General features: G+C 62.9%; 23 protein-coding genes and 1 riboswitch. Of the genes, 8 read left to right on the top strand and 15 right to left on the bottom strand.

Translation table 11 applies throughout. The features are described from left to right. Positions 1-2 precede the first annotated feature (2 nt). Entirely contained in the window at positions 3-434 is a 432-nt protein-coding gene (locus tag AC3WQS_RS17170) for a Fur family transcriptional regulator (RefSeq protein ID WP_020908177.1), read from the top strand. Between the two features lie 5 nt (positions 435-439). Here AC3WQS_RS17170 and AC3WQS_RS17165 read toward each other — a convergent pair whose 3' ends face one another. Genes AC3WQS_RS17165 through recO form a run of 3 tightly spaced genes read right to left on the bottom strand, consistent with a single transcriptional unit; the run spans position 440 to position 2,449 of the window. Continuing rightward, entirely contained in the window at positions 440-862 is a 423-nt protein-coding gene (locus tag AC3WQS_RS17165; protein WP_019749000.1) for a YbjN domain-containing protein, read from the bottom strand. Then, positions 859-1,677: an isoprenyl transferase gene (locus AC3WQS_RS17160; RefSeq protein ID WP_019749001.1), complete on the bottom strand. Its 819-nt coding sequence runs from the start codon at positions 1,675-1,677 to the stop codon at positions 859-861. Before AC3WQS_RS17160 ends, AC3WQS_RS17165 begins: the two co-directional genes overlap by 4 nt. Then, positions 1,634-2,449 (bottom strand): DNA repair protein RecO, encoded by an 816-nt coding sequence (gene recO / locus AC3WQS_RS17155; RefSeq protein ID WP_029255636.1) that lies wholly within the window; start codon positions 2,447-2,449, stop codon positions 1,634-1,636. Before recO ends, AC3WQS_RS17160 begins: the two co-directional genes overlap by 44 nt. A 96-nt stretch (positions 2,450-2,545) precedes the next feature. Here recO and AC3WQS_RS17150 point away from each other — a divergent pair, with 96 nt between their 5' ends. Continuing rightward, positions 2,546-3,295 (top strand): TetR/AcrR family transcriptional regulator, encoded by a 750-nt coding sequence (locus AC3WQS_RS17150; RefSeq protein WP_007731095.1) that lies wholly within the window; start codon positions 2,546-2,548, stop codon positions 3,293-3,295. Here the strand turns inward: AC3WQS_RS17150 and AC3WQS_RS17145 are convergent. Continuing rightward, positions 3,292-4,281 carry an AurF N-oxygenase family protein gene (locus tag AC3WQS_RS17145; protein ID WP_019749004.1) on the bottom strand — a complete coding sequence of 330 codons (990 nt, stop codon included), beginning with the start codon at positions 4,279-4,281 and terminating at the stop codon, positions 3,292-3,294. The genes AC3WQS_RS17150 and AC3WQS_RS17145 overlap by 4 nt on opposite strands. A gap of 104 nt (positions 4,282-4,385) precedes the next feature. After that, positions 4,386-4,826: a DoxX family protein gene (locus AC3WQS_RS17140; protein ID WP_020908179.1), complete on the bottom strand. Its 441-nt coding sequence runs from the start codon at positions 4,824-4,826 to the stop codon at positions 4,386-4,388. Between the two features lie 138 nt (positions 4,827-4,964). Continuing rightward, positions 4,965-5,058, top strand: a riboswitch (TPP riboswitch). A gap of 17 nt (positions 5,059-5,075) precedes the next feature. Here AC3WQS_RS17140 and AC3WQS_RS17135 point away from each other — a divergent pair. Then, positions 5,076-5,840: a 3-oxoacyl-ACP reductase gene (locus AC3WQS_RS17135; protein ID WP_029538325.1), complete on the top strand. Its 765-nt coding sequence runs from the start codon at positions 5,076-5,078 to the stop codon at positions 5,838-5,840. Further along, positions 5,840-7,120, top strand: a complete 1,281-nt coding sequence (locus tag AC3WQS_RS17130) for an LLM class flavin-dependent oxidoreductase (RefSeq protein WP_492711497.1) — start codon at positions 5,840-5,842, stop codon at positions 7,118-7,120. The genes AC3WQS_RS17135 and AC3WQS_RS17130 overlap by 1 nt, the downstream gene beginning before the upstream one ends. Here AC3WQS_RS17130 and dinB read toward each other — a convergent pair. Further along, complete coding sequence (gene dinB, locus AC3WQS_RS17125) at positions 7,117-8,415, bottom strand: DNA polymerase IV (RefSeq protein WP_257237252.1); 1,299 nt, start codon at positions 8,413-8,415, stop codon at positions 7,117-7,119. The two genes, AC3WQS_RS17130 and dinB, sit on opposite strands and share 4 nt — an antisense overlap. A gap of 121 nt (positions 8,416-8,536) precedes the next feature. On the opposite strand from dinB, the gene AC3WQS_RS17120 reads away from it, so the two are divergent. Next, the gene (locus AC3WQS_RS17120) at positions 8,537-8,998 is read left to right on the top strand and encodes a MarR family winged helix-turn-helix transcriptional regulator (RefSeq protein ID WP_047887960.1); all 462 of its coding nucleotides are present in this window, start codon (positions 8,537-8,539) and stop codon (positions 8,996-8,998) included. Beyond that, positions 8,995-9,975: a zinc-binding alcohol dehydrogenase family protein gene (locus AC3WQS_RS17115; protein ID WP_492711498.1), complete on the top strand. Its 981-nt coding sequence runs from the start codon at positions 8,995-8,997 to the stop codon at positions 9,973-9,975. Before AC3WQS_RS17120 ends, AC3WQS_RS17115 begins: the two co-directional genes overlap by 4 nt. Before the next feature lie 9 nt (positions 9,976-9,984). Here AC3WQS_RS17115 and AC3WQS_RS17110 read toward each other — a convergent pair whose 3' ends face one another. From AC3WQS_RS17110 to kdpF, 6 genes are read right to left on the bottom strand one after another with little or no spacing between them, the layout of a single operon-like run. Then, positions 9,985-10,665, bottom strand: coding sequence for a response regulator (locus AC3WQS_RS17110; RefSeq protein WP_019749011.1), 681 nt, complete (start codon positions 10,663-10,665; stop codon positions 9,985-9,987). Further along, complete coding sequence (locus tag AC3WQS_RS17105) at positions 10,662-13,202, bottom strand: sensor histidine kinase (RefSeq protein WP_020908184.1); 2,541 nt, start codon at positions 13,200-13,202, stop codon at positions 10,662-10,664. Before AC3WQS_RS17105 ends, AC3WQS_RS17110 begins: the two co-directional genes overlap by 4 nt. A 7-nt stretch (positions 13,203-13,209) precedes the next feature. Continuing rightward, the gene (locus AC3WQS_RS17100) at positions 13,210-13,860 is read right to left on the bottom strand and encodes a potassium-transporting ATPase subunit C (protein WP_069146813.1); all 651 of its coding nucleotides are present in this window, start codon (positions 13,858-13,860) and stop codon (positions 13,210-13,212) included. Positions 13,861-13,866: 6 nt separating this feature from the next. Continuing rightward, positions 13,867-15,972 (bottom strand): potassium-transporting ATPase subunit KdpB, encoded by a 2,106-nt coding sequence (gene kdpB / locus AC3WQS_RS17095; protein WP_020908185.1) that lies wholly within the window; start codon positions 15,970-15,972, stop codon positions 13,867-13,869. After that, positions 15,969-17,654: a potassium-transporting ATPase subunit KdpA gene (gene kdpA / locus AC3WQS_RS17090; RefSeq protein ID WP_264613000.1), complete on the bottom strand. Its 1,686-nt coding sequence runs from the start codon at positions 17,652-17,654 to the stop codon at positions 15,969-15,971. Before kdpA ends, kdpB begins: the two co-directional genes overlap by 4 nt. Beyond that, positions 17,654-17,752, bottom strand: coding sequence for a K(+)-transporting ATPase subunit F (gene kdpF / locus AC3WQS_RS17085; protein ID WP_007731078.1), 99 nt, complete (start codon positions 17,750-17,752; stop codon positions 17,654-17,656). The genes kdpA and kdpF overlap by 1 nt, the downstream gene beginning before the upstream one ends. Before the next feature lie 329 nt (positions 17,753-18,081). Here kdpF and AC3WQS_RS17080 point away from each other — a divergent pair, with 329 nt between their 5' ends. Further along, positions 18,082-19,500, top strand: a complete 1,419-nt coding sequence (locus tag AC3WQS_RS17080; protein ID WP_416315471.1) for an amidase — start codon at positions 18,082-18,084, stop codon at positions 19,498-19,500. Between the two features lie 4 nt (positions 19,501-19,504). Beyond that, positions 19,505-20,059, top strand: a complete 555-nt coding sequence (locus AC3WQS_RS17075; protein ID WP_019749017.1) for a TetR/AcrR family transcriptional regulator — start codon at positions 19,505-19,507, stop codon at positions 20,057-20,059. A 49-nt stretch (positions 20,060-20,108) separates the two neighbouring features. Here AC3WQS_RS17075 and era read toward each other — a convergent pair whose 3' ends face one another. From era to ybeY, 3 genes are read right to left on the bottom strand one after another with little or no spacing between them, the layout of a single operon-like run. Next, on the bottom strand, positions 20,109-21,026 hold the full coding sequence (era, locus tag AC3WQS_RS17070; RefSeq protein WP_019749018.1) for a GTPase Era: 918 nt from the start codon (positions 21,024-21,026) through the stop codon (positions 20,109-20,111). Positions 21,027-21,050: 24 nt separating this feature from the next. Further along, complete coding sequence (locus tag AC3WQS_RS17065) at positions 21,051-22,355, bottom strand: hemolysin family protein (protein WP_069146810.1); 1,305 nt, start codon at positions 22,353-22,355, stop codon at positions 21,051-21,053. A 21-nt stretch (positions 22,356-22,376) separates the two neighbouring features. Continuing rightward, on the bottom strand, positions 22,377-22,919 hold the full coding sequence (gene ybeY, locus AC3WQS_RS17060) for an rRNA maturation RNase YbeY (protein ID WP_003944525.1): 543 nt from the start codon (positions 22,917-22,919) through the stop codon (positions 22,377-22,379). Positions 22,920-22,925 lie beyond the last annotated feature (6 nt).

Raw genomic sequence — 22,925 nt, 5'->3', positions numbered from 1 at the left:
GCATGAACACCCCGGGCAGTACGACCTCGAAACGTGGACCGGCCACCGTCGGCGTTCGTTCCACGAAACAGCGCAGCGCCATCTCCGCCCTGCTCGACGACATCGACGAATTCAAGTCGGCACAGGAACTGCACGACGAACTGCGCAAGCGCGGTGAAGGGATCGGCCTGACCACCGTCTACCGCACGCTGCAGGCACTGTCCGACGCCGGAACCATCGACGTCCTGCGCACCGACACAGGTGAGTCCGTCTACCGACGCTGCTCCTCCGGACACCACCATCACCTGGTGTGCCGCAACTGCGGATTCACCGTCGAGGTCGAGGGCCCGACGGTCGAGCAGTGGTCACAGACCATCGCCGAGGACAACGGTTTCACCGAAGTGAGTCACACCGTCGAGATCTTCGGCACCTGCCGCGACTGCGCCGCCAGCTGACAGCGTCAGGGAATCAAACCCTGACGCGCGGTATCGGCGCCGGTCAGCGCGAGTAGCAACATCGTGGTCAGTGCTTCGTCGTCCAGTCCGGCCGCCGGGAACGTGTATCGCAGGATCACGTCCGCCAGACTGCCGTGGCCGAATACCGCGATCGAACCGAATTGAATGGTCCGGTTCCGCTCGGCCACCTTGCGATGCAGTGCCGCGCTGACCGGTCGGTCCCACGCGAGGACACACGTCATGGACAGCACGTCCAGACCCTCGGACAAATTCATCGCCTGGATCGAGCACAGCGCGCCGGAGTACTGGAAACCAAGCGAGCCGTCCGCAGCCACATCGACCGTCACGAAATGCGCCAGCGAGGCGGCCGCGCGTTCTTGTAGGCGGGCTGCTTCGTCGGTGGTGTCGGTCATGTTCTCCCCTGTCATTTGACGCCACCGAATCTACGGTCGCGTGAGGCGTATTCGACGCAGGCGGCCCAGAGATCGCGGCGGTCGAAATCGGGAAACAGCTTCTCCTGGTACACCATTTCGGCGTAGGCGGATTGCCAGATCAAGAAATTGGACGTCCGCTGTTCCCCCGACGGACGCAGGAAGAGATCGACGTCGGGCATGTCGGGCTCGTCGAGGTACTTGGCAACCGTCGCCTCGGTGATCTTGTCCGGATTGATCTCACCGGCCGCGACACGCTTCGCGATTTCCTTTACCGCATCGGCAATTTCGGCCCGCCCGCCGTAATTCACACACATGGTCAAGTTCATGACTGTGTTGTTCTTGGTCAGTTCTTCGGCGATCTCGAGTTCCTTGATCACACTGGCCCACAGGCGCGGCTTACGACCGGCCCAGCGAACACGCACACCCATTTCGTTCATCTCGTCGCGTCGGCGGCGGATGACGTCACGGTTGAAGCCCATCAGGAATCGAACCTCGTCGGGACTGCGCTTCCAGTTCTCGGTGGAGAATGCGTAGGCGGAGAGCCACTCGACACCCATCTCGATGCACCCGCACACGGTGTCCATCAGGACAGCTTCACCGCGTTCGTGCCCGGCGGTTCGCGGCAGACCGCGCTCCTGCGCCCACCGTCCGTTGCCGTCCATCACCAACGCGACGTGGCGCGGGATGAGTTCGGTTTGCAGGATCGGCGGGGTCGCCCCGGACGGATGTGGGTCCGGTGGCCGGATCACCCGTTCAGCAGCAGGATCAAGCGGAGTTCGCGGTTCGCGTCGTCGAATCACGGGTTCCATCCTGCCTCACGGGCAAGTCGACCTCGACGGCTGCATGCGGCCTCGAACGCTCGATCAGCGGCAACGTCCGCAATTGACGCTCGAGATGCCACTGCAGGTGTGCCGCGACCAGTCCGCTGGCTTGCGTCCGCAGCGTCGCGGGCGCCGAATCGGTGCCCTCCCACTCCCCTCGGAGCAGGGCTTCCATCAAGTCGAGCACTCCGGGCGACGGCGTCGCAGCACCCGCCGGGCGGCAGTAGGTACAGACGGCTCCGCCTGCGGCGACATGAAATGCACGGTGCGGTCCCGGAGCGCTGCAGCGGGCGCACTCTTCGAGGGCAGGCGCCCAACCCGCGTACCCCATGGCTCGCAACAAGAACGCGTCGAGCACGAACTCGACCGGCCGCGCCTGCTCGGCGATCGCACGCAGTGCTCCCACCGTCAATCGCTGGAGCTGCGGGGCCGGCGCGCGTTCCTCGCCGGCCAACCGCTCGGCAGTTTCGAGTACGGCGCAGGCCGTGGTGTACCGGCTGTAGTCGTCGACGATGTCAGTGGCGAATGCATCGACCGTCTGCACCTGAGTGATGATGTCGAGATTCTTGCCCGGAAGTAGTTGCACGTCGATGTGAGCAAACGGTTCGAGTCTGGCACCGAATTTGGAGGTGGTCCGGCGGACACCTTTGGCCACGGCACGTACCAACCCGAACTGACGGGTGAGCAACGTGACGATGTGGTCGGCTTCGCCCAGTTTGTGCAGGCGCAGCACCACCGCCGTGTCTCGATACAACCTCACTCGACCAGTGTCCCACGTTGTACCGACGACCGATCCCGATGCCGCGCCCGATGACAAGTCGGAAATACGGCGGGTCCGTCCGGATAGACTGGCCCGATGCCGAGCGACGCAATTGCGCAACCTGTCACTGCAGAGTTGACCGGTCGCGAAGCGCGGTGGGAGCGACACAACTCCGAGCGTCAGAAACGGATACTCACCTCGGCTGTCGAACTGATCGAAGAGCGCGCGGCAGGTGCCGAGGTGTCCGTCCAGCAGATCGCCGACCGTGCCGGCCTCGCCAAGTCGGTGGTGTACCGACAATTCAGCGGCCGAGACGACCTCGATCGACGAGTCCGAGCGTTTGTGCTCGGCCAATTTGCGGCGGCCCTGGATGCGTCGATGAGCATTTCGGTAGGCACTCTCGACCAGATCCTGACCCGAACCATCAGCGCCGTCGCCGAGTGGATCACCGAGCATCCGCGGATTCACGAGTTCATGGGTACCGGCCCCACCGACTACGACGACGAGAGCATCGACGCGATCAGCAGCTTGAAGGCGACAATCGCCGACTCGGCCCGCACCACTATCACCGAAGTCGGTCGATCCGTGGGGATCGACTCCTCACCCTTCGATTCACTACCGTTCGCAGTGGTGACAATGGTCGAGGGCACGCTCACCCACTGGGTCCGAAGCACCGATCCGAAACCGAGCCGCGAAGAGATCGTCGCCGACCTCGCGAAATACACCTGGTACATGTTCGACGGCGTTGCACGCTCGAGCGGGCTACAGATCGATCCCCATGTCGAATTGTCCACGCTCATAGCCGAACTGGTGTCCTCCGACGGAGGAACTTCGCGGCCGGACTAGATCCGGGTCTTGTCGGAACGCTTCGGCTCGCCGCGGTAGCGGGCGTAGTCGCCGTCGATGCGCAGCTTTCGCCACGCACGCTTCGACACCGGATTCATCAATCCGAGTTCGTCTGCCAGGGCTCGCATTTCACCGAAGTAGTTACCCAGGATGCGGCGTGAATGTGGGCTCCCCCAGAAGGCGCTCTTCATCACCTCGTCCGGGATTCCGAATTCTTCGGCGAATTCCTTTGGCGGTGACATGATTTCGCCCGCAAGCCAACGCATCGTGCCGGGGAAGGCGACCGATGTGATGGCTCGACTCGTACGACTGAGTCTGGGGACGTGATTGCGCAGGAACTCGTGAGCAAACGAGATGTGTCTCGCTTCTTCGGCGATGTGAATCTCCATGGTGCGGAGCATCGCCGGCGGCGTGTCCTTACCCTCGCGGATGAGATCCTTCTGGAAGTGGTCGATCGGTTCTTCACCAGCCAGAATGCCGATGAAGAAGATGACCGGGAACTTTGCTCCCAGCACTCCGATGATCGGCGACAGCCGCCGGAACATCGGACGCATACCCGGTACGTCGATGTCCATACGATTGACGAGTTCTTGGAACATCTGGATGTGATTGCACTCTTCGGTCATCTCGTGCAGGCAGTACCGGAACTCAGGCGACTGGTTGGGTAGCGCCATGATGTATTGCAGCATTCCCCGGATCAAGATGCTCTCGAATGCCGAACCCACCTTGGTCACATTCGCCTGACGCCACATTCCCATGGCGATTCGACGCTCCAACGACTGATCCTGGTACCACTGCGTCGCTCCGAGCGGATCCGACACGGATGAGAGCACCCACCTCGGATCATGCGGATCGATCGCGAACTCTGGTGAATCCCAGTCGATGTCGAGATAGGGATCGAAACTGCGGGCAACTGAGCCCTCGGACAAAGTCTGCAGTACCTGGCGGTACGGCTTTTCCACTTCGATCGACGCTGACCGAGCCATCGGTGTCTCCTCACGGCCAGTCCGTCGATTGGAGTCGACGGACTTGAATGAGGTCAAACATAATGGGACACCGCGTCCCACGCAACCCCTTCAGGGGCCTGATTTCAGGCCCGCCGCACCGGGATGATCTCGCGAACCTTCTCGTCTCGGAGATACAGACCCGCCCACATGACGATTCCGGTATAGACGGCAAACAGTGTCGTGCTCAGCAGAGGCTGTTCCGCTCGAAGGTTGGTCAACACGGCTCCGCCCAGGTAACCGGTGAGCAGAATCGCGCCGAGTATCGACGTTCGCGGAATCACGTACAGCGCAAGGCAGATCAGTTGCACCACCCCGGCCGTCAATGCCAGCGAGTCCGGCAACCCAAGTTCGGCGGAGGCGTCCTTGACGGTCTGAAGGTTGAGAATGTGAATGATGCCGTCGAAGAGCATGAAAACGACGAACAGCCCACTCAGGACGTATCCGACCTTGCGAGCCGTGGCCGAAGGTGTCGTCGTCGTGGCGTTACCGGAAACAGTTTCGTTGTGGACGGGCTGGGTGGTCATCGGATTCTCCTGGGGCGAAGGCGAGCGGCCTGTTGCCACTTCGCTTGCAATTACGACTCCCGAGCGATCGAAAACTCATCGCGCCGACCGTTACTACACACCCGGCGTTCAGGACGATTCACCTCACGTGGTCTGATGGACGGTGACACGGGGTGCCGAAAAAGTCGGCTGAGATCAGACCCGATGAACCTGACCAGTTAGCACTGGCGGAGGGATGTCGACATGACCGAACAGCAATTTCAGCGCGCATTGAACCTCGACGAGCAGATCGTTCTGATCACCGGTGGCGCCCGCGGGCTCGGCGCCGCACTGAGCCGAGCATTCTTCCGCTCGGGCGCCCGCGTAATCGTGAACTACAACAAGAGCCGCGATGCCGCCGAGGCCCTGGTCGCCGAACTGGGTGAGGATCGCACCTTCGCAGTCCAGGCGGACGTGACGGACCGCAGTTCCGTCGACCAGTTGTTCTCCGCTGCACGCGAGAGATTCGACGCACCGATCTCGACCGTGGTCGACAATGCACTGGTCGACTTCTCGTTCAACGGCGATGCCCGGCCGAACGCGGACACGATCACCTGGGCCGACTTCGACTCTCAACTACGCGGAGCTGTTGCCGGAACACTCAATACCACCCAGGCAGGACTACCAGGCATGCGCGAACTCGGCTTCGGCCGAATCATCACTGTCGGAACCAATCTGGTCCAGAATCCGGTAGTTCCGTACCACGACTACACCGCTGCCAAGGCCGCACTGTTGGCACTGACACGGACGCTGTCCGCCGACCTCGGTCCGGACGGGATCACAGTCAACATGGTCTCCGGCGGCTTGCTCCGCACCACCGATGCGAGTGCCGCGACACCGGAAGCAGTGTTCGACATGATCGCGGCAAGCACTCCCCTGCGCCGAGTCACGACGCCGGACGAATTTGCCGACGCTGCACTCTTTTTCGCCTCCCCATGGTCGCGGGCCGTGACCGGCCAGAATCTGGTTGTCGACGGCGGACTCGTCAAGAACTGATGGGCGCACAGCTACGGATAGGTGCGTTCCTGCTCGGTTGCGGGCATCACAGTGCGGCGTGGCGACACCGCGACTCACCGGTCGAAAGTCTCGGTGACATCACGTATTACGAGTCGCTCGCCCAGATCGCCGAACGCGGCAAGCTGGACGCCGTTTTCTTCGCTGACGGTCACAGTGTTCGAGAACCCGAGTCTGGTGCGTCGTGGTTTCTCGAACCGATCACCGCGTTGACTGCCATGGCACGAGCGACGGCGAACGTCGGCCTGGTCACCACCATCTCCACGACCCTTTACACGCCATTCCACGCGGCACGACTTTTGGCATCGCTCGACCACATCAGCGGCGGACGGGCCGGATGGAACGTCGTGACCTCGATGTTCGACCAGGAGGCGCGCAACCACGGACTCGAGGCGATGCCCGATCACGCATCCCGATATGAACGAGCCGACGAATTTGTCGAAGTGGCCCTCGCATTGTGGGATTCGTGGTCGGAAGACGCGCTGATCCTCGACCGGGCGGGACGTTTTGTCGACGCAGGCAAGATTTCTCGCATCGATCACGACGGCAAGCATTTTCGTGTCGACGGCCCGTTGACGGTTCCTCGATCCCCGCAGGGCAGACCGGTTTTGTTTCAGGCCGGGGCGTCCGAGCAGGGTCGCGATCTGGCTGCGCAGCGCGCCGAGGCGATCTATTCGGTTGCCTACGACCTACCCAGCGCGCAGAGCTACTACGCGGACGTGAAGTCGAGAATCGAGCGCGCCGGCCGGGATTCGAACTCGGTCGCCGTCATGCCGGGGCTGGTCACCTACGTCGGAAGTACTGTCGCCGAGGCGCGGGCCAAGAAGGCCGAACTTGATCGCCTGCTGCCCACCGAACAGTCGATACGCCAACTCTCGTTGTTCACCGGACAGGATTGCGAGGACTGGGATCTCGACGGGCCCGTACCCCCGTTGCCGCCACTCGAAGCATTCAGCGGGCCGCAAGGACGCTACGCAACTATTCTGCGGATCGTCGAGAAGGACGCACCGACTGTGCGGGAACTCCTCGGGGCGCTCGCTGCGGGTGGTGGCCACGCAACGATGATCGGCACACCGGAGTCGATTGCCGACGAGATGGAATCCTGGTTGAACGGCCGCGGTGCCGACGGTTTCAATCTGATGCCGCCGACCTATCCGCAGGGCCTGGAAGATTTTGTCGATCACGTGATTCCAGTGCTGCAGGCGCGTGGGTTGTTCCGACGCGAATACGAGGGAGCGACTCTGAGAGAAAACCTCACCTAGTCCGGCAGTAGCGGCACCGACAGGTCCGGATCGCGTCCCAGGAGCACTCCCCTCGTGAGAGCCGCCGAGCCGAACTTCTTCCGGACGCTGTCCATCGCCGAGTCGAGGGCGGCAGTGTCCGGACCCGCGAATCCTGGACCGTCGAAGGGCAATTCGAGTTGTTCAGCGCCGTCCCGATCCAGGTTGGAGACAGCGACACCGATCAACGTGATGCCCTTGTCCGCGATCATCGGTATCGCTTCGTCCAGCAGCACCATCGAGGCGTTCAGCAATTCCGCTGTGTCGGCGGTGGACCGGCGCAGTGTGTGAGATCGAGTTGCCCGCGTGAAATCCGCGAAGCGAAGCCGGAGCGTGACCGTGCGCCCCGTCCGCTGCGCCGAACGCATGCGTCGACTGACACGGTCGACAAGGGACATCAACGACGCATCGAGTTCTGCGCGGGAATGGGATCCGCGACCAAGCGCATGCTGAGCACCCATCGAACTGCGGCCACGATAGGCGCGGACGGGGCGCGGATCTCGATTGTGCGAGAGCGCGTAGAGATGGCGACCGGCGCCGCCCCCGAGAATCGAGACGATCGAGGATTCGTCGTGCCGAGCGATGTCACCCACCGTCACGATGTCGAAGTTTCGCAACTTCTGGGCCGTGATCTTGCCGACGCCCCACAGCTTCTCGACCGGCAACGGATGCAGGAATTCGGTCTCGCCCTCCGGCGGCACTCGCAGCAATCCGTCGGGTTTCGCGAATGCACTCGCGACCTTGGCCAGGAACTTGGTGCGTGCGATCCCGACCGTGATCGGTAGTCCGACCTGCTCAGCCACGTCGCGTCTGAGGTTGGCCCCGATCTGCAGCGGGTTTCCCACGATTTTGGCGAGCCCGCCGACCTCGAGAAAGGCCTCGTCTATGGAGATTCCTTCGACCAGCGGCGACGTGTCGTGAAAGACGTCGAACACGTCTTTGCTCGCCTGCGAGTACGCCGACATTCGCGGGGGAACGACGATCGCCTGGGGACACAGTGATCGAGCCTGACCACCACTCATCGCAGTTCGAACCCCGAATGCCTTGGCCTCGTAGCTTGCCGCCAGGACCACGCCACCGCCGACGATGACCGGTCTGCCCGCCAGAGTCGGGTCGTCACGTTGCTCGACCGATGCGTAGAACGAATCGAGGTCCGCATGGAGGATCGTTGCGTCACCCGTAGGTCGACCACCCCCAGGATGATTACCGCCAGAACGAGCACCGCCAGGGTGATTACCTGGCGTTTCTCGATCCAACGGTTCATGCGACACGAACATATGTTCCCATGCGCCACCGACACAACGAAAGGCCGCAAATAGATTCCATGGAATTGATCACGAATCGGGCGTACGGTGAAAGAATGATTCCACGGAATGCATATCGGTTCGGGGTCTGCTCATGACGGGGTCGGACCTGAGCGGTCACTTCGACAACCTCGTCCGCTTCGAAACCGAACTGTGGACGGCCGTCGACCAGCGACTCCGAATCGAGCACGACCTGCCACTGAGTCGATTCGAGCCGATGCAGATCATCGACAGGCTAGGTTCCTGTCGGGTCTTCGACATTGCCGAAGCCCTCGCGATCACCGTCGGTGGCACGAGCAAATTGGTGGATCGGATCGAGTCCTCGGGGCACTGCCGTCGACAATCCAATCCCGCCGACAAACGATCCTCACTCATCGCGTTGACCCCCGACGGCATTGGCCTGTTGCAGGGGGCGAAGGCCACGTTCGACGACGAACTGGCACGCCGTCTCGGTTCCGTGCTGACGCCCGAGGCTCTCGATCGGTTCGGCGCCACACTGGCCACGCTGCGCGAAGCCAACCGCCGACTGACACTCATCACCAAGGAGAAAGCATGACCGACACAATGCGCGCAATCGTGCTCGACGCCCCCGGCCCGCCAGAAGCATTGACGATCAAGGAGATTCCCATACCGGCGCCTACCACCGGCTGGGTACTGGTCCGTGTGAAGGCCTTCGGCCTCAATCGATCCGAACTGCACACCAGGCTCGGCCTCGCCGAAGGCGTGACGTTCCCGAGGGTGCTGGGCATCGAGGCCGTCGGCGAAGTGGTGAACTGCCCCGGCGGGGAGTTGACCGAAGGGCAGCAGGTCGCCGCCATGATGGGCGGGATGGGTCGGGTCTTCGACGGCGGATATGCCGAGTACACGTGCGTTCCCGTCAGCCAGGTCGTTCCCTTCTCCAGCAACCTGGACTGGTCGACAGTGGGAGCTGTTCCCGAGATGCTGCAGACGTCGTACGGCTCTCTGACGGTGGGACTGGATGCGAAATCCGGTCAGTCCCTACTGATTCGAGGCGGAACCTCCTCGGTCGGCATGGCAACCGCAGTCCTGGCGAAGCGGTGGGGGCTCACGGTCCTTGCGACCACCCGCGATGCGAGCAAGACGTCATCGTTGACCGCGATCGGGGTCGACCACGTTGTCCTCGACGACGGTACCGTGGCAGGCCAGGTGCGAGACATTTTCCCGGACGGTGTTGATCTGGCTCTCGAATTAGTCGGAACACCAACACTTCCCGACACGTTGCGCGCCACTCGCGTTCACGGGACCGTGTGTTTCACGGGCATGTTGTCCAACGAGTGGACAGTCAAGGACTTCTATCCGATCGACTACATTCCACGCGGAGTGCGATTGACCTCGTACGGCGGGGACGCGTCCGACCTGCCTGCCGACGTACTGCAAGACTTCCTCTCCGCTGTCGCGTCAGGCGAGGCGGTGGTACCGATCGACGAGGTGTTCGCGTTCGAGGACATCGCGCAAGCACATGCCAAGATGGAAGCCGGTACGGCTCGTGGCAAATTGGTGGTGATGATCTGACCTGGTTTCTCACACCACGAATCGATAACCCATCCCCGCCTCGGTGATCAGATGCTTGGGGTTGGCCGGGTCGTCCTCGAGCTTGCGACGAAGTTGAGCCAGGTAGACACGCAGATAGTGAGTCTCGGTGTCGTAGGCCGGTCCCCACACCTCCCGAAGCAATTCCTTCTGCCCGACCAGCTTTCCGCGGTTGCGCACAAGCATCTCGAGCATGCCCCACTCGGTCGGAGTCAGGTGCACCTGTTCACCGCGCCGACTCACCGTTTTGGCAGCCAAGTCCACCGTGAACGACGCGGTCTCGACCGACGGTTCCGAGGTATCGGCCGCCGAGGTTCCACGCCTCGCCGCTGCGCGCACGCGGGCCAGAAACTCGTCCATCCCGAAGGGCTTGGTGACGTAATCGTCGGCACCGGCATCGAGGGCCTCGACCTTGTCCGCGGAGTCAGTGCGCGCCGACAGCACGATGACCGGCGCCGTGCACCAGCCACGCAGGCCTGCAAGTACTTCGGTGCCGTCCATGTCCGGCAGTCCGAGATCGAGAATCACCACGTCCGGCGGCCGTTCCGCTGCAGCGCGCAAGGCCCCTGCTCCGGTGGACGCCGTCACCACGTCATATCCACGCACAGTGAGGTTGATGCGTAGTGCCCGCAAGATCTGCGGTTCGTCGTCGACAACCAGTATCCGGCTCATGACTCGCTTCCATTCGTTCCTGCACCGGCCAGTTCGACCATCATCGTCAACCCACCGCCCGGAGTGTCGGTGGCACTGACCGTTCCGCCCATCGCGTCGACAAATCCGCGCACCACGGACAGCCCGAGGCCCACTCCGCCCGTGTTGTCGCGATCCCCCATTCGCTGAAACGGCTCGAACATCGATTCGGCTTCACCACGGGGTACACCGGGGCCGGTATCTGCGACGGTGATGACGGTGCGGTCTCCGACGCGTGCTGCTCCCACTCGCACCGGTGTTGTGCCGCCGTACCGCAATGCGTTGTCGACGAGGTTGGCGATCACTCTCTCGAGCAAACCCTGATCGGCCTGCACGGCAACAGTACCCACGTCGACGATCACACTGTGGGACCGGGAGTCCGACCGGCCGCCGATGCCTAATCCAAGCAACGCCCGGTGAACAACTTCGTCGAGGTACACCGCCCGCAACGTCGGCTTGACCACTCCCGCAGCCAGTCTGGACGAATCAAGAAGGTTGCCGACCAGCGCGGTCAACTGATCCGCAGACTCCTCGATGGTGGCCAGTAGTTCTGCCGTGTCCTCAGGTGAGAACTCGATGTCGTCGCTGCGCAAGCTCGACACAGCAGCCTTCACGCCGGCGAGCGGTGTCCGAAGGTCATGGCTCACAGCCGAAAGCAATGCTCGGCGCAGTTGATCAGCCTCGGTCAATGCAGCCGCCTTGCTCGCTTCGACCGTGAGCTTGTCCTGACGGATCATGCCGACCGCCTGGTGCGCGACAACGGTCAACACCCGACGATCACGCGCACTCAACTCCGGCCCCGACAGCATCAGTGCGTATTCGCCGTCGTTCACCTCGCATACGGAATCCGCGTCAGCTTCACGTGCCGGCGGTTCTGCACCCACGGCCGCGACTACGCCATCCTCATGATGCACCACTGAAACCCCCCGTTGACGGTAGATTTCGCGAGCTTTCTCGAGCAGCGTGGACAGGTCAGCACCGCGGAGAACCGACCCCGCAAACAGTGTCAGAAGTTCCGCTTCCTCCGAAGCGCGCTTCGCTTCTCGAGCTTTTTTGGCGGCAGCGTCCACCAGAACGGCCACTGCCACAGCCACTATCAGCAGCACCACCGTCGTGATGAAGTTGTCGGGTTCGGCGATCGTGAAGCTGTACCTGGGGTCGGTGAAGAAGTAATTGAGCAGCAGTCCCGATAACAGAGCAGACAGCATTGCCGGCCCGACACCACCGAGCAGCGCGACCAGAACCACCACCACGAAGAACAACGCATTTTCGCCCTGCACGCCGGAGATCCGGTCGATCAGACCCATGAGTCCGGCTGCGGCCGTCGGAACCACCACTGCCGCAATCCACGACAGCAAGCGGTACTCGGATCGGCCGAACAACGAGATCCGCCGACGGACGGTCGTTTCCTCATGGGTGACCATGTGAACGTCGATGCCGCCGGACTGCTGAACCACCGCGGCGCCGATCCCCTCGTCGAGGATGCGCGCCAGCCGAGAACGTCGAGACGTTCCCAGAACCAACTGTGTGGCGTTCTCCTCGCGGGCGAATTCGAGAAGCGTCGACGGTACGTCGTCACCGACAACGGTGTGAAGCGTGGCGCCGACCCCGACGGCCAACGCGCGCACCTTGCCCATCTCCGGAGCCGAGACGCCGGTGAGTCCGTCACCGCGCACGACGTGGACCACCATCAGCTCGGCACTCGATTTCGACGCGATACGGGATGCGCGTCGTACCAGCGTTTCCGACTCCGGTCCCCCGGTCACGGCAACGACGACACGCTCGCGCGCCTCCCAGGTATCGGTGATCTTGTTCTCGGCCCGGTACTTCGCCAGGGCGGCGTCCACCTGATCGGCCACCCACAGCAGAGCCAGTTCGCGTAGCGCCGTGAGGTTTCCGCGTCTGAAGTAGTTACCCAATGCCGCATCGACACGCTCCGGCGAATACACGTTGCCGTGAGAAAGTCTGCGGCGCAGCGCCTCCGGAGTGATGTCGACCAGCTCGACCTGCGCCGCACTACGCACTATCGCGTCCGGAACCGTCTCCTGCTGAACCACGCCGGTGATGTGCGCGACAACGTCGTTGAGGCTTTCGAGGTGTTGCACGTTGACCGTGGACAGGACGTCGATCCCGGCTTCGAGCAGTTCCTGCACGTCCTGCCAGCGCTTGTGATTCTTACTCCCCGGCGTGTTGGTGTGTGCCAACTCGTCCACGAGGACAAGGGCCGGCCGCCGAGCCAACACGGCCTCGACGTCCAGTTCCGGCATCCGTGTTCCGCGATAGTCCACCAGCTTCGGCGGAATGATCTCGAGGTCACCGATCTGCGCCGCCGTGCGGGCGCGGCCGTGTGTCTCCACAACGGCCGCGACCACGTCACAGCCACGATCTCGACGTCGATGAGCCTCACCGAGCATCGCGAAGGTCTTTCCGACGCCGGGGGCAGCGCCGAGGTAGATACGCAATTCACCACGTTTGCGTGCCCTACCGAAAGATTGACCGACCTTCTCCGAAGAACTCACGTGACAATCATCCACCAGTCGTCGGCGCAGCACACGTAGGTGCCGTCAATCCGAGTGCCAGGTTCAATTCCAGGACGTTGACTCGCTCGGCTCCGAGAAATCCGAGTTGCCGACCGTCGGTGTGCTCAGCCACCAAGTCCCGCACCTGGTCTTCCGAGATGCCGTTGTTCGCCGCCACCCTCGCGACCTGCAGCTCGGCGTACGCCGGACTGATGTGGGGATCGATACCCGAGCCCGAACCGGTGACTGCGTCGACGGGAACCGATGCCGGGTCGACGCCCTCACGTGCCGCGATGGCCGCCCGGCGCTCGATGATGAATCCGGCCAGAATCTCGCTGCTCGGCCCCTGGTTGGACGGCAGTGCCGCAGCGGGATCACCGGGGGCAAAAGGATCCTCGTCCGAAACGGATCCGACAACGCGGTTGTGGAAGAACGGGTCCTGCTGCCCTTCGGCAACCTGCGGATCAACACCCACCCAGGCACTGCCGACCACGCAACCGGCGGCATCAGTGACCGGTGAGCCTTCGGCAGATCCGGAGCTGATCCGGCTGACCCCCCACACCGCGGCAGGATAGATCACACCGAGAACGACCGTGAGTGCAAGTAATACGAGCAAACCCGCCCACACCTGTTTGGCAAAACCGATAGTGAAACGCATGTCAGGTCACCCAATTCCAGGAATCAAACGCACGACGAGATCGATCAACCAGATACCGACGAACGGTGTGATCACACCGCCGAGACCGTAGACGAGCAGGTTACGTCCGAGCAACTGCGATGCTGTCGACGGTCGGTATCGAACACCCTTGAGTGCCAACGGAATCAACCCGATGATCACCAAGGCGTTGAAGATCACGGCCGAGACGATCGCCGATTCGGGGGTGGCGAGCCGCATGATGTTCAACGCGTCCAGCTGCGGGTAGATGCCGCTGAACAATGCCGGCAGGATTGCGAAGTACTTCGCCAGGTCGTTCGCCAACGAGAATGTGGTCAAGGCGCCGCGGGTGATCAGCAATTGCTTGCCGATTTCCACTACCTCGATCAACTTGGTGGGATCGGAATCGAGATCGACCATGTTCCCGGCCTCTTTGGCTGCCGAGGTTCCCGTGTTCATCGCGACCCCGACATCCGCCTGGGCAAGGGCGGGCGCATCATTGGTCCCGTCACCGGTCATCGCGACGAGACGTCCGCCTTCCTGCTCCTTCCGGATCAGGGCCAGTTTGTCTTCCGGGGTGGCCTCCGCCATGAAGTCGTCGACGCCCGCCTCATCGGCAATCGCCTTCGCAGTCAACGGATTGTCGCCGGTGATCATGATCGTGCGAATACCCATCGCCCGGAGTTCGGCGAACCTGTCAGCCATTCCCGGCTTGACGACGTCGGACAACGCGATCACGCCGAGGATCGAGGTGCTCTCACCGTGCTTGACGGCAACTACCAGTGGTGTTCCGCCGGCTTGGGCGATGTCGTTCACGGTATCGGTCACCGCGGTCTCTGCATGTCCACCGCCACTGACGACCCAGTGCATCACCGCATCTGCTGCACCCTTTCGGATTTGGCGTCCGGAGTGGTCGAGTCCGCTCATCCGCGTTTGTGCCGTGAAGGGAACGAACTCGGCGCGTTCCTCGTCGAGCGTCGGTTCGGCCGCGAGAGAGAACTCTGCTGCGCACAACTCGACGATGCTCCGTCCCTCGGGAGTTCCGTCAGCCAGGCTCGACAAGCGCGCTGCCGCAGCAAGATCGTCGGCGGATACGCCGGGTGCCGGGTGGAGCGCGGTCGCCCGGCGGTTGCCGAAGGTGATGGTTCCGGTCTTGTCCATCAACAGGGTGTCGATGTCGCCCGCAGCTTCCACGGCACGCCCCGACATCGCGAGAACGTTGCGCTGGACGAGGCGGTCCATGCCCGCGATACCGATTGCCGAGAGCAGCGCTCCGATGGTCGTCGGGATCAGGCAGACGAGGAGTGCGATCAGCTTGATCGGATCCTGCTCGTGCCCCGCGTACAAGCCCATCGGGCCGATGGCTACGACGGCGAGGAGGAAGATGACCGTCAACGACGCGAGCAGGATGTTGAGCGCAATCTCGTTGGGTGTCTTCTGACGCGAGGCGCCTTCGACGAGCGCGATCATCCGGTCCACGAACGAACTGCCCGGTGCTGCGGTGATTTCCACGACGATCCGGTCGGAGAGAACCGTCGTACCACCGGTGACGGCGCAGCGGTCGCCACCGGATTCACGGACTACCGGGGCGGATTCACCGGTGATCGCCGATTCATCCACGGAGGCAATACCTTCGACCACGTCGCCGTCGCCGGGGATGACCTCGCCGGCAACCACGATCACCCGGTCGCCGACCACCAGTTCGGTGCCGGAAACCGATTCGATCGCGCCGCTCATCGTGATCCGATGTGCTGTGGTGTCCTGCTTGACCTTGCGCAGGCTGGCCGCCTGAGCCTTGCCTCGCCCTTCGGCCACGGATTCGGCGAGGTTCGCGAAGATCACCGTGAACCAGAGCCACAGGGTGATCACCCAGGAGAACACCGAGGGATCGGCGATCGCCATGACGGTGGTGATGACGGAACCGACGAACACCACGAACATGACCGGGTTACGCGCCAAGTGGCGTGGATCGAGTTTGCGTACGGCCCCCGGCAACGCGGTGATCATCTGCCGCGGGTTGAATACGCCTGCGTGTACTTGACGGGACTGCCCTGGATCAACCTTGTCGGCAGCGTCTTGCGCTACCACGGGTTTCTCACTGATACGCACGGTCATTGAAGAGCCTCCGCTAGCGGGCCCAGCGCGAGGGCCGGGAAGAATGTAAGTGCAGCAACAAGAACGACGGTTCCGGTCAACAGGCCGGTGAACATCGGACCGGATGTGGGGAGGGTGCCGGCCGTCGGCGCCACCTTCTTCTGAGAGGCCAGCGCACCGGCCAGAGCGAGAACGAAGATGATCGGCAGGAATCGGCCTAGGAGCATGCAGATTCCGAGAGACGACTGGAACCAGTCGCTGGTGACGGTCAGACCGCCGAACGCGCTGCCGTTGTTGTTCGAGGCGGAAGCGAAAGCGTAGAGCACCTCGCTGAACCCGTGGATCGATCCCGGCGTGCCCGGATCTCCCCCGTTGCCTTGATAACCGGTGGTCGAACCGAGGATCACGGTGATGGCGGTACCGATCAGGACCAGTGCGGGCATGACCAGGATCGACAGCGCCGCAAGGGTTATCTCGCGTCGACCCAACTTCTTGCCGAGGTATTCGGGCGTGCGACCGACCAACAGTCCGCCGACGAACACTGCGATCAGCGCCAGCACGAGAATCCCGTAGAGGCCGGTTCCAACCCCGCCCGGCGCGATTTCGCCGAGCAACATGTTGAGCAGGACCGCGCCGCCGCCGAGGGGCGACATGCTGTCGTGGGCCGAGTTCACCGCGCCCGTCGACGTTCCCGTGGTCGCCACCGCAAACAATGCCGATCCGGGGATTCCGAAGCGAACTTCCTTGCCCTCCATCATCGAACCAGCTGCTGTGGCGGCAACACCGCGTGCGCCGGATTCGGCAGCGAGCGTCACCGCGAGCAGTCCGCTCCACAGGATTCCCATCACTGCGAGCAGGGTGAGGCCTTGCCTACGATCACCGACGAGAGTTCCGAATGTTCGTGTGAGGCAGACCGGAATCAACAGGATCGCCAGAATCTCGACGATATTGCTCAGCGGGGTGGGGTTCTCGAACGGGTGCGCCGAGTTGGCAGCCAAGATCCCGCCGCCGTTGGTGCCGAGTTCCTTGATCGCTTCCTGGGACGCGACGGGAGCTAGTGCATTGGTCACCGCATTGCCGTCGAGGCCGGTGGAGGCGAAACCGCTGTGGAACGACTGGATCACTCCCTGGCTCAACAGGATCAGGGCGATCACGAAGGAGAACGGGAGGAGGATGCGCAGAGAACCACGCGTCAGATCGACCCAGAAGTTGCCGATCTCGCCGCCCCGGGCAACCCGAATGAAGCCACGAACCAATGCGATGGCCACCGCCATCCCGACTGCGGCAGAGACGAAGTTCTGCACCGCCAGGCCGACGGGCTGAACGAAGTTGCTCATCGTCGTTTCCGGCGTGTACGACTGCCAGTTCGTGTTCGCCACAAAGGAAATCGCGGTGTTGAAGGCAACGGCAGGGCTGACGCCGGACAGTCCGTCACTCAGCGGTAGTACACCCTGAATCCGTTGGAGAAAGTACAAGAACAATGCGCTCGCCAACGAGAATCCGAGAACGCTTGCGGCGTAGCCGTACCACGTCTGCTCGGCCCGCGAGTCGATCCGGCCGACGCGGTAGATCACACTCTCGACCCGCAGATGCCGCGTCGACGAGTAAACGCGTGCCATGTAGTCGCCCACCGGAACGTAGGCGATTGCCAGAACGGCGAGGACAAAAGCGATCTGCAGGCCGGCTGCAAGAGCGGGCGACATCAGAACCTCTCAGGATCTACGAGTGCAACGAGCAGATAAATGACCAATGCCGCGGCGACGGCGATCAGAACCACGCTGACCACACCGGCAACCGTCATTTGGGAGCGCTCGCCTGTAGGGCGCGCAGCACCAGCGCGCACACGAGAAAACCGCCGAGAATCAGAGCAACGTAGGCCAGATCGGCCATGAGCTTCCCTCTTCGAAATCTTTTGCCGTGCTGCTGTGCATCGCAGCCATGACGCTCGGTCGCCCTCGACCGGATGCGCTCTCTCAGCTTCGACCTCCAGAGAGGCCGATTCCGTGTCTCTGACGATCCACTTACGCACTGACCTGGCGTCTTGACGCGATCTTGACGCGGAACCCAAGTTCGCTAATACTGAAACAAGTTACTGTTCGTTCGAACGAACAGTTTTGCGAAGGGAACCTGATGACTTCTCGAACCGACCACGATCTCGCCCCCGGCCTTGTCGACCAGGTTGCGAGTCTGGCTTCGGGTGCTACCTCGTCCGTCGCGGCCACGGAGGCAACGCTGAGCCGGATCGAGGCCACTCAGCCTCACCTCAATGCGTTCAAGATCGTGCGGCGCGAGAAGGCACTCGAAGAAGCTGCCGAGTCCGACAGGCGTCTCGCACTCGGCGAGCGCCTACCTCTTCTCGGCGTGCCGATCGCAGTAAAGGACGACGTCGACATCACCGGCGAACCCACCGCCTTCGGTTGCCCTGGCGATTTCCCGGCCAAGACCGAGGACTCGGAGATGATTCGACGCCTCCGCGACGCCGGCGCAGTGATCGTAGGCAAGACCAACAGCCCGGAACTGGGCCAGTGGCCGCTCACGAGCGGTTCAGCCTTCGGTTACACGCGCAATCCGTGGTCGCGTCACCACACTCCAGGCGGATCGTCGGGCGGCACCGCCGCGGCCGTCGCTGCCGGATTGGTCAGCGCCGGAATCGGTTCCGACGGAGCCGGTTCCATCCGAATCCCCGCGGCCTGGACCAACCTCGTCGGAATCAAACCGCAGCGCGGGCGCATCTCCACCTGGCCCGACGCCGAAGCCTTCTACGGCCTGACGGTCAACGGCCCGCTCGCTCGCACCGTCGCCGACGCGGCACTGCTGCTCGACGTCGCTGCCGGCAACCACGACGGCGATCTCCACAAGCCGACACCGGTCACCGTCAGCGACGCGGTGGGACGCGACCCCGGAAAGCTGAAAATCGCTCTTTCCCTTCGTAATCCGTTCACCGCCACTCCTGTGAAGCTGGACCCGGAAGTGCGCCTGGCCGTGCATTCGATCGCCGACACGCTGCGGGAACTCGGACACCACGTCGTCGTCGACGATCCCGCATACGGCCTGATCTTCGGCCTGAACTTTCTGCCCCGCTCACTCGTCGGGGTCCACGACTGGCTCGGACGCGTTCCCGACCCGACACTGGTCGATGCCAGAACACGCGGAAATGCACAGAACGGCAAGCTACTTCGTGGTGCACCACTGCGCGCGGCCCGCGCGGCCGAACCGCGGATGCGAAAGCGGATCGGAGCGATCTTCGACACCTACGACGTCGTCCTGGCACCCACGACGGCAACTCCACCGATCATGGCGACCGCGATCGACGGCATCGGTGGTTGGGACACCGACAAGGTCATGACCGGCGCCTGCCCGTACGCGTGGCCGTGGAACGTCCTCGGCTGGCCCTCGGTCAACGTGCCGGCCGGATTCAGCAAGGCCGGCCTGCCCATCGGTGCGCAGTTGATGGGCAACGAGAACACCGAACCTCTGTTGGTCTCCCTCGCTTCACAATTGGAATCGGTCCTGCGTTGGGATCAGATCCGCCCCGAGCCGTGGTGGTGACCCGATGAGTAACCGGGACGTTCGCGAGCGAATACTCGATGCCGTTCTGCACGTCGTCGGTACCGACGGCATCCCGGGTGTGAGCAACCGGCGCATCGCCGCGCAGGCCGGCGTCTCACTCGGATCGATCACGTATCACTTCGCGAGCCAGTCGGACATGCTCCGCGCTGCTCTGTCTCGATTCGTGACAGACGAGACGACGCGCCTGCGCGCCTTGGCCGAGGAGTACCGCGACAAAGGTCTCAGCGTCGAGGATGCCGCGGCAATAGCTGAGAAGGTGACGCGAGATCTTTCGTTCTCGGCCGAGCGAATCGCTCCGTTCGAGATGTACATCGCCGCCGGCCGCGACCACGAACTCCATGAAGTGGCGGTCGAATGCTTTGCCGCCTACGACGATTTGACCGTCACGATTCTGACGGCACTCGGCGTACCGGATCCCGAATCGATTGCATCGACGCTCGTTGCCGTCATCACTGGACTCCAACTCCGACGCCTGGCCACCGGCGTCGACGAGCAGGACATCGGCGCGGCGATCCTCAGGGTCCTCCGGCCCCTGTGAGTGGTTAGGCAGTCCCTGGACTCCTTAACCGCTCACGGGGCCGGAGGCCCTAGAAGCCCAGCCGGCCGAGCTGCTTCGGGTCGCGCTGCCAGTCCTTGGCAACCTTGACGTGCAACTCCAGGAAGATCCGCACACCGAGCAGCTTCTCGATCTGCAGGCGCGCACTGGTACCGACTTCCCGCAGACGCGCTCCGCCCTTACCGATGACGATGCCCTTCTGGCTGGGCCGCTCGACGTAGAGCAACGCGTGGACGTCCAGCATCTCGCCCTGCTTCTCGGTGCGTCCTTCGCGCGGGATGACCTCCTCGATCACCACGGCCAGGGAGTGCGGCAATTCTTCGCCGAGACCCTCGAGCGCAGCCTCACGGATGAGTTCGGCCATGAGCACCTCTTCGGGCTCGTCCGTCAATTCCCCGTCCGGGTAGAAGGCCGGGCCCTCGTCCATCAGACCGGCGAGGACGTCGACCAGGATCTCGACCTGTTCGCCCGACTTCGCGGACACCGGAACGACCTCGGATTCGGGGCCGAGCAGGGTGGACAGCGCGAGCAACTGCTTTCCGACGGCGTCGCGGCTGACCTTGTCGATCTTGGTGACGATGCCGACCAGCTTGGTCTTGGGCGCCATCTGACGGATCTGCTGCACGATCCAGCGGTCTCCGGGCCCGATGGCCTCGTCGGCCGGGATGCACAGGCAGATGACGTCGACCTCGGAGTACGTGTCACGAACCAGGTCGTTGAGGCGCTGCCCGAGCAATGTGCGCGGCTTGTGCAGTCCAGGGGTGTCAACCAGGATCAGCTGCGCATGCTCGCGGTGAACGATGCCACGAATCGTGTGGCGCGTCGTCTGCGGGCGCGAGGACGTGATCGCGATCTTGCTGCCGACCAACGCATTGGTCAGCGTGGACTTACCCGTATTGGGTCGACCCACGAAACACACGAAGCCTGACCGGAATTCGTTCTTGCTCATAACTGCTCCTCGCTGAACACTCGCTCAGTCATCGGTGTCTTCTGTCTCTTCGTCTTCGGACCGCGGGATGCGCTGCACGAACACCGTGCTGATGCGTACCCGGCCTCGGCCCGTGTTGGTTCCCTCACCGCGCAGGATCAAACCGTCGTATTCCACCTCGGAACCAGGAAGCGGAACTCGGCCGAGTACGTATCCGATCAGCCCGCCGACGGTCTCCACCTCGTCGAGTTCGAGTTCGAGATCGAACAATTCGCCGAGGTCTTCGATGGGAAGTCTCGCGGATACGCGGAACATTCCGTCACCGAGATCCTCGATGGGCGGCGTCTCGTCCTCGTCGTACTCGTCGGCGATCTCACCGACGATCTCTTCGATGACGTCCTCGATCGTGACCAGCCCGGCGATTCCGCCGTACTCGTCGACGAGGATCGCCATGTGATTGCGGTCGCGCTGCATCTCGGCCAGCAAGCTGTCGAGTGGCTTCGAATCGGGAACGAAGACCGCCGGCCGCATGACGTCGCAGACGTTGACGTTCCGGCCGCCGTCGGGCAGGTGGTAGGTCTGCTTGACCAGATCCTTGAGGTAGACGACACCGAGCACGTCGTCGACGTTCTCCCCGATGACCGGCAAGCGCGAGTGACCACTGCGCACGGCCAACGACGTCGCCTGTCCGGCATTCTTGTCATTTTCGATCCACACCATGTCGGTGCGAGGCACCATCACCTCGCGTGCCGACGTGTCTCCGAGTTCGAAGACGGACTGGATCATTCGGCGTTCTTCGTCGGCGACGACACCGCGTTCCTGCGCCATGTCCACGAGTTCACGCAACTCGATTTCCGAAGCGAACGGACCGTTGCGGAAGCCCTTACCCGGGGTCAAGGCGTTACCCACGAGGATCAGGACGCGACTGATCGGCCCGAGCAGAACACCGATCCACAGCAGTGGCAACGACGCGGCCATCGCGATGGAGTACGCATGTTGGCGCCCAAGCGTTCTCGGTCCGACACCGATGACCACGTACGAGACGAGAACCATGATCACCGCGGTGACGGTCAGCGCCCAGCCCAACGAGAGGATCTCGATCAGACCGCCAACTAGTACGACGGTGGCCGTGATCTCGCACAAAATGCGAAGCAGGACCATCAGATTCACGTATCGCGGACGATCGGTCAGAATGCGCTGCACGCGCGCGGCGCCGGCTCGCTCTTCCTTTGCCATCTCGTCGATGCGCGCCGACGAAATGGTGTTGAGCGCCGAGTCGACGGCCGCGAAGACACCACCGACCGGGACAAGAGCAATCGCCAGAACAAAGAGCGCTATGGCGCTACTCACTACAGAACCCCCGGATAACTGTTATCGGTCCACTCCGTCGACGAAACCGGTCTTACCGAGCAGCTTCTGATCGCGTTCGGCCAGTGCTGCTTCGCGGTCGATACGGCGAAGGTCTTCGTACCACTCTTCGAGGAGGCTGTTCTGCAAGCCGAACATCTCCTTCTCCTCTTCCGGCTCCGCGTGGTCGTAGCCGAGGAGGTGCAACACACCGTGGACGGTCAGGAGGGCAAGTTCGTGGGCCAGTGAATGCCCGGCCTTGTCAGCCTGATCCGCGGCAAAAGACGGACACAACACGATGTCGCCGAGCATCGACGGTCCCGGCTCCGGGGAATCAGGACGGCCACCCGGCTCGAGTTCGTCCATCGGGAACGACATGACGTCGGTCGGGCCCGGCAGGTCCATCCAGCGAACGTGCAGATCCGCCATCGTCGCGGAGTCGACGAGAACCATCGACAGCTCGGCCGCCGGATGGACATCCATCCGAGCGATCACGAAACGGGCAACGCTGATCAACTCCGGTTCGGAGATGTCCATGCCCGATTCGTTCGAGACCTCGATGCTCATGTGCGA

The organism is Rhodococcus sp. FW305-130, from assembly GCF_058788335.1.
This window is presented reverse-complemented; position numbering and strand designations above follow the sequence as displayed.

Excerpts from the sequence above, each read along its gene's own strand:
- AC3WQS_RS17170 (WP_020908177.1), top strand. The coding sequence starts at position 3 with ATGAACACCCCGGGCAGTACGACCTCGAAACGTGGACCGGCCACCGTC.
- AC3WQS_RS17165 (WP_019749000.1), bottom strand. The coding sequence starts at position 862 with ATGACAGGGGAGAACATGACCGACACCACCGACGAAGCAGCCCGCCTA.
- AC3WQS_RS17160 (WP_019749001.1), bottom strand. The coding sequence starts at position 1,677 with ATGGAACCCGTGATTCGACGACGCGAACCGCGAACTCCGCTTGATCCT.
- AC3WQS_RS17150 (WP_007731095.1), top strand. The coding sequence starts at position 2,546 with ATGCCGAGCGACGCAATTGCGCAACCTGTCACTGCAGAGTTGACCGGT.
- AC3WQS_RS17145 (WP_019749004.1), bottom strand. The coding sequence starts at position 4,281 with ATGGCTCGGTCAGCGTCGATCGAAGTGGAAAAGCCGTACCGCCAGGTA.
- AC3WQS_RS17140 (WP_020908179.1), bottom strand. The coding sequence starts at position 4,826 with ATGACCACCCAGCCCGTCCACAACGAAACTGTTTCCGGTAACGCCACG.
- AC3WQS_RS17130 (WP_492711497.1), top strand. The coding sequence starts at position 5,840 with ATGGGCGCACAGCTACGGATAGGTGCGTTCCTGCTCGGTTGCGGGCAT.
- dinB (WP_257237252.1), bottom strand. The coding sequence starts at position 8,415 with ATGTTCGTGTCGCATGAACCGTTGGATCGAGAAACGCCAGGTAATCAC.
- AC3WQS_RS17120 (WP_047887960.1), top strand. The coding sequence starts at position 8,537 with ATGACGGGGTCGGACCTGAGCGGTCACTTCGACAACCTCGTCCGCTTC.
- AC3WQS_RS17115 (WP_492711498.1), top strand. The coding sequence starts at position 8,995 with ATGACCGACACAATGCGCGCAATCGTGCTCGACGCCCCCGGCCCGCCA.
- AC3WQS_RS17110 (WP_019749011.1), bottom strand. The coding sequence starts at position 10,665 with ATGAGCCGGATACTGGTTGTCGACGACGAACCGCAGATCTTGCGGGCA.
- AC3WQS_RS17100 (WP_069146813.1), bottom strand. The coding sequence starts at position 13,860 with ATGCGTTTCACTATCGGTTTTGCCAAACAGGTGTGGGCGGGTTTGCTC.
- kdpB (WP_020908185.1), bottom strand. The coding sequence starts at position 15,972 with ATGACCGTGCGTATCAGTGAGAAACCCGTGGTAGCGCAAGACGCTGCC.
- kdpA (WP_264613000.1), bottom strand. The coding sequence starts at position 17,654 with ATGTCGCCCGCTCTTGCAGCCGGCCTGCAGATCGCTTTTGTCCTCGCC.
- kdpF (WP_007731078.1), bottom strand. The coding sequence starts at position 17,752 with ATGACGGTTGCCGGTGTGGTCAGCGTGGTTCTGATCGCCGTCGCCGCG.
- AC3WQS_RS17080 (WP_416315471.1), top strand. The coding sequence starts at position 18,082 with ATGACTTCTCGAACCGACCACGATCTCGCCCCCGGCCTTGTCGACCAG.
- AC3WQS_RS17075 (WP_019749017.1), top strand. The coding sequence starts at position 19,505 with ATGAGTAACCGGGACGTTCGCGAGCGAATACTCGATGCCGTTCTGCAC.
- era (WP_019749018.1), bottom strand. The coding sequence starts at position 21,026 with ATGAGCAAGAACGAATTCCGGTCAGGCTTCGTGTGTTTCGTGGGTCGA.
- ybeY (WP_003944525.1), bottom strand. The coding sequence starts at position 22,919 with ATGAGCATCGAGGTCTCGAACGAATCGGGCATGGACATCTCCGAACCG.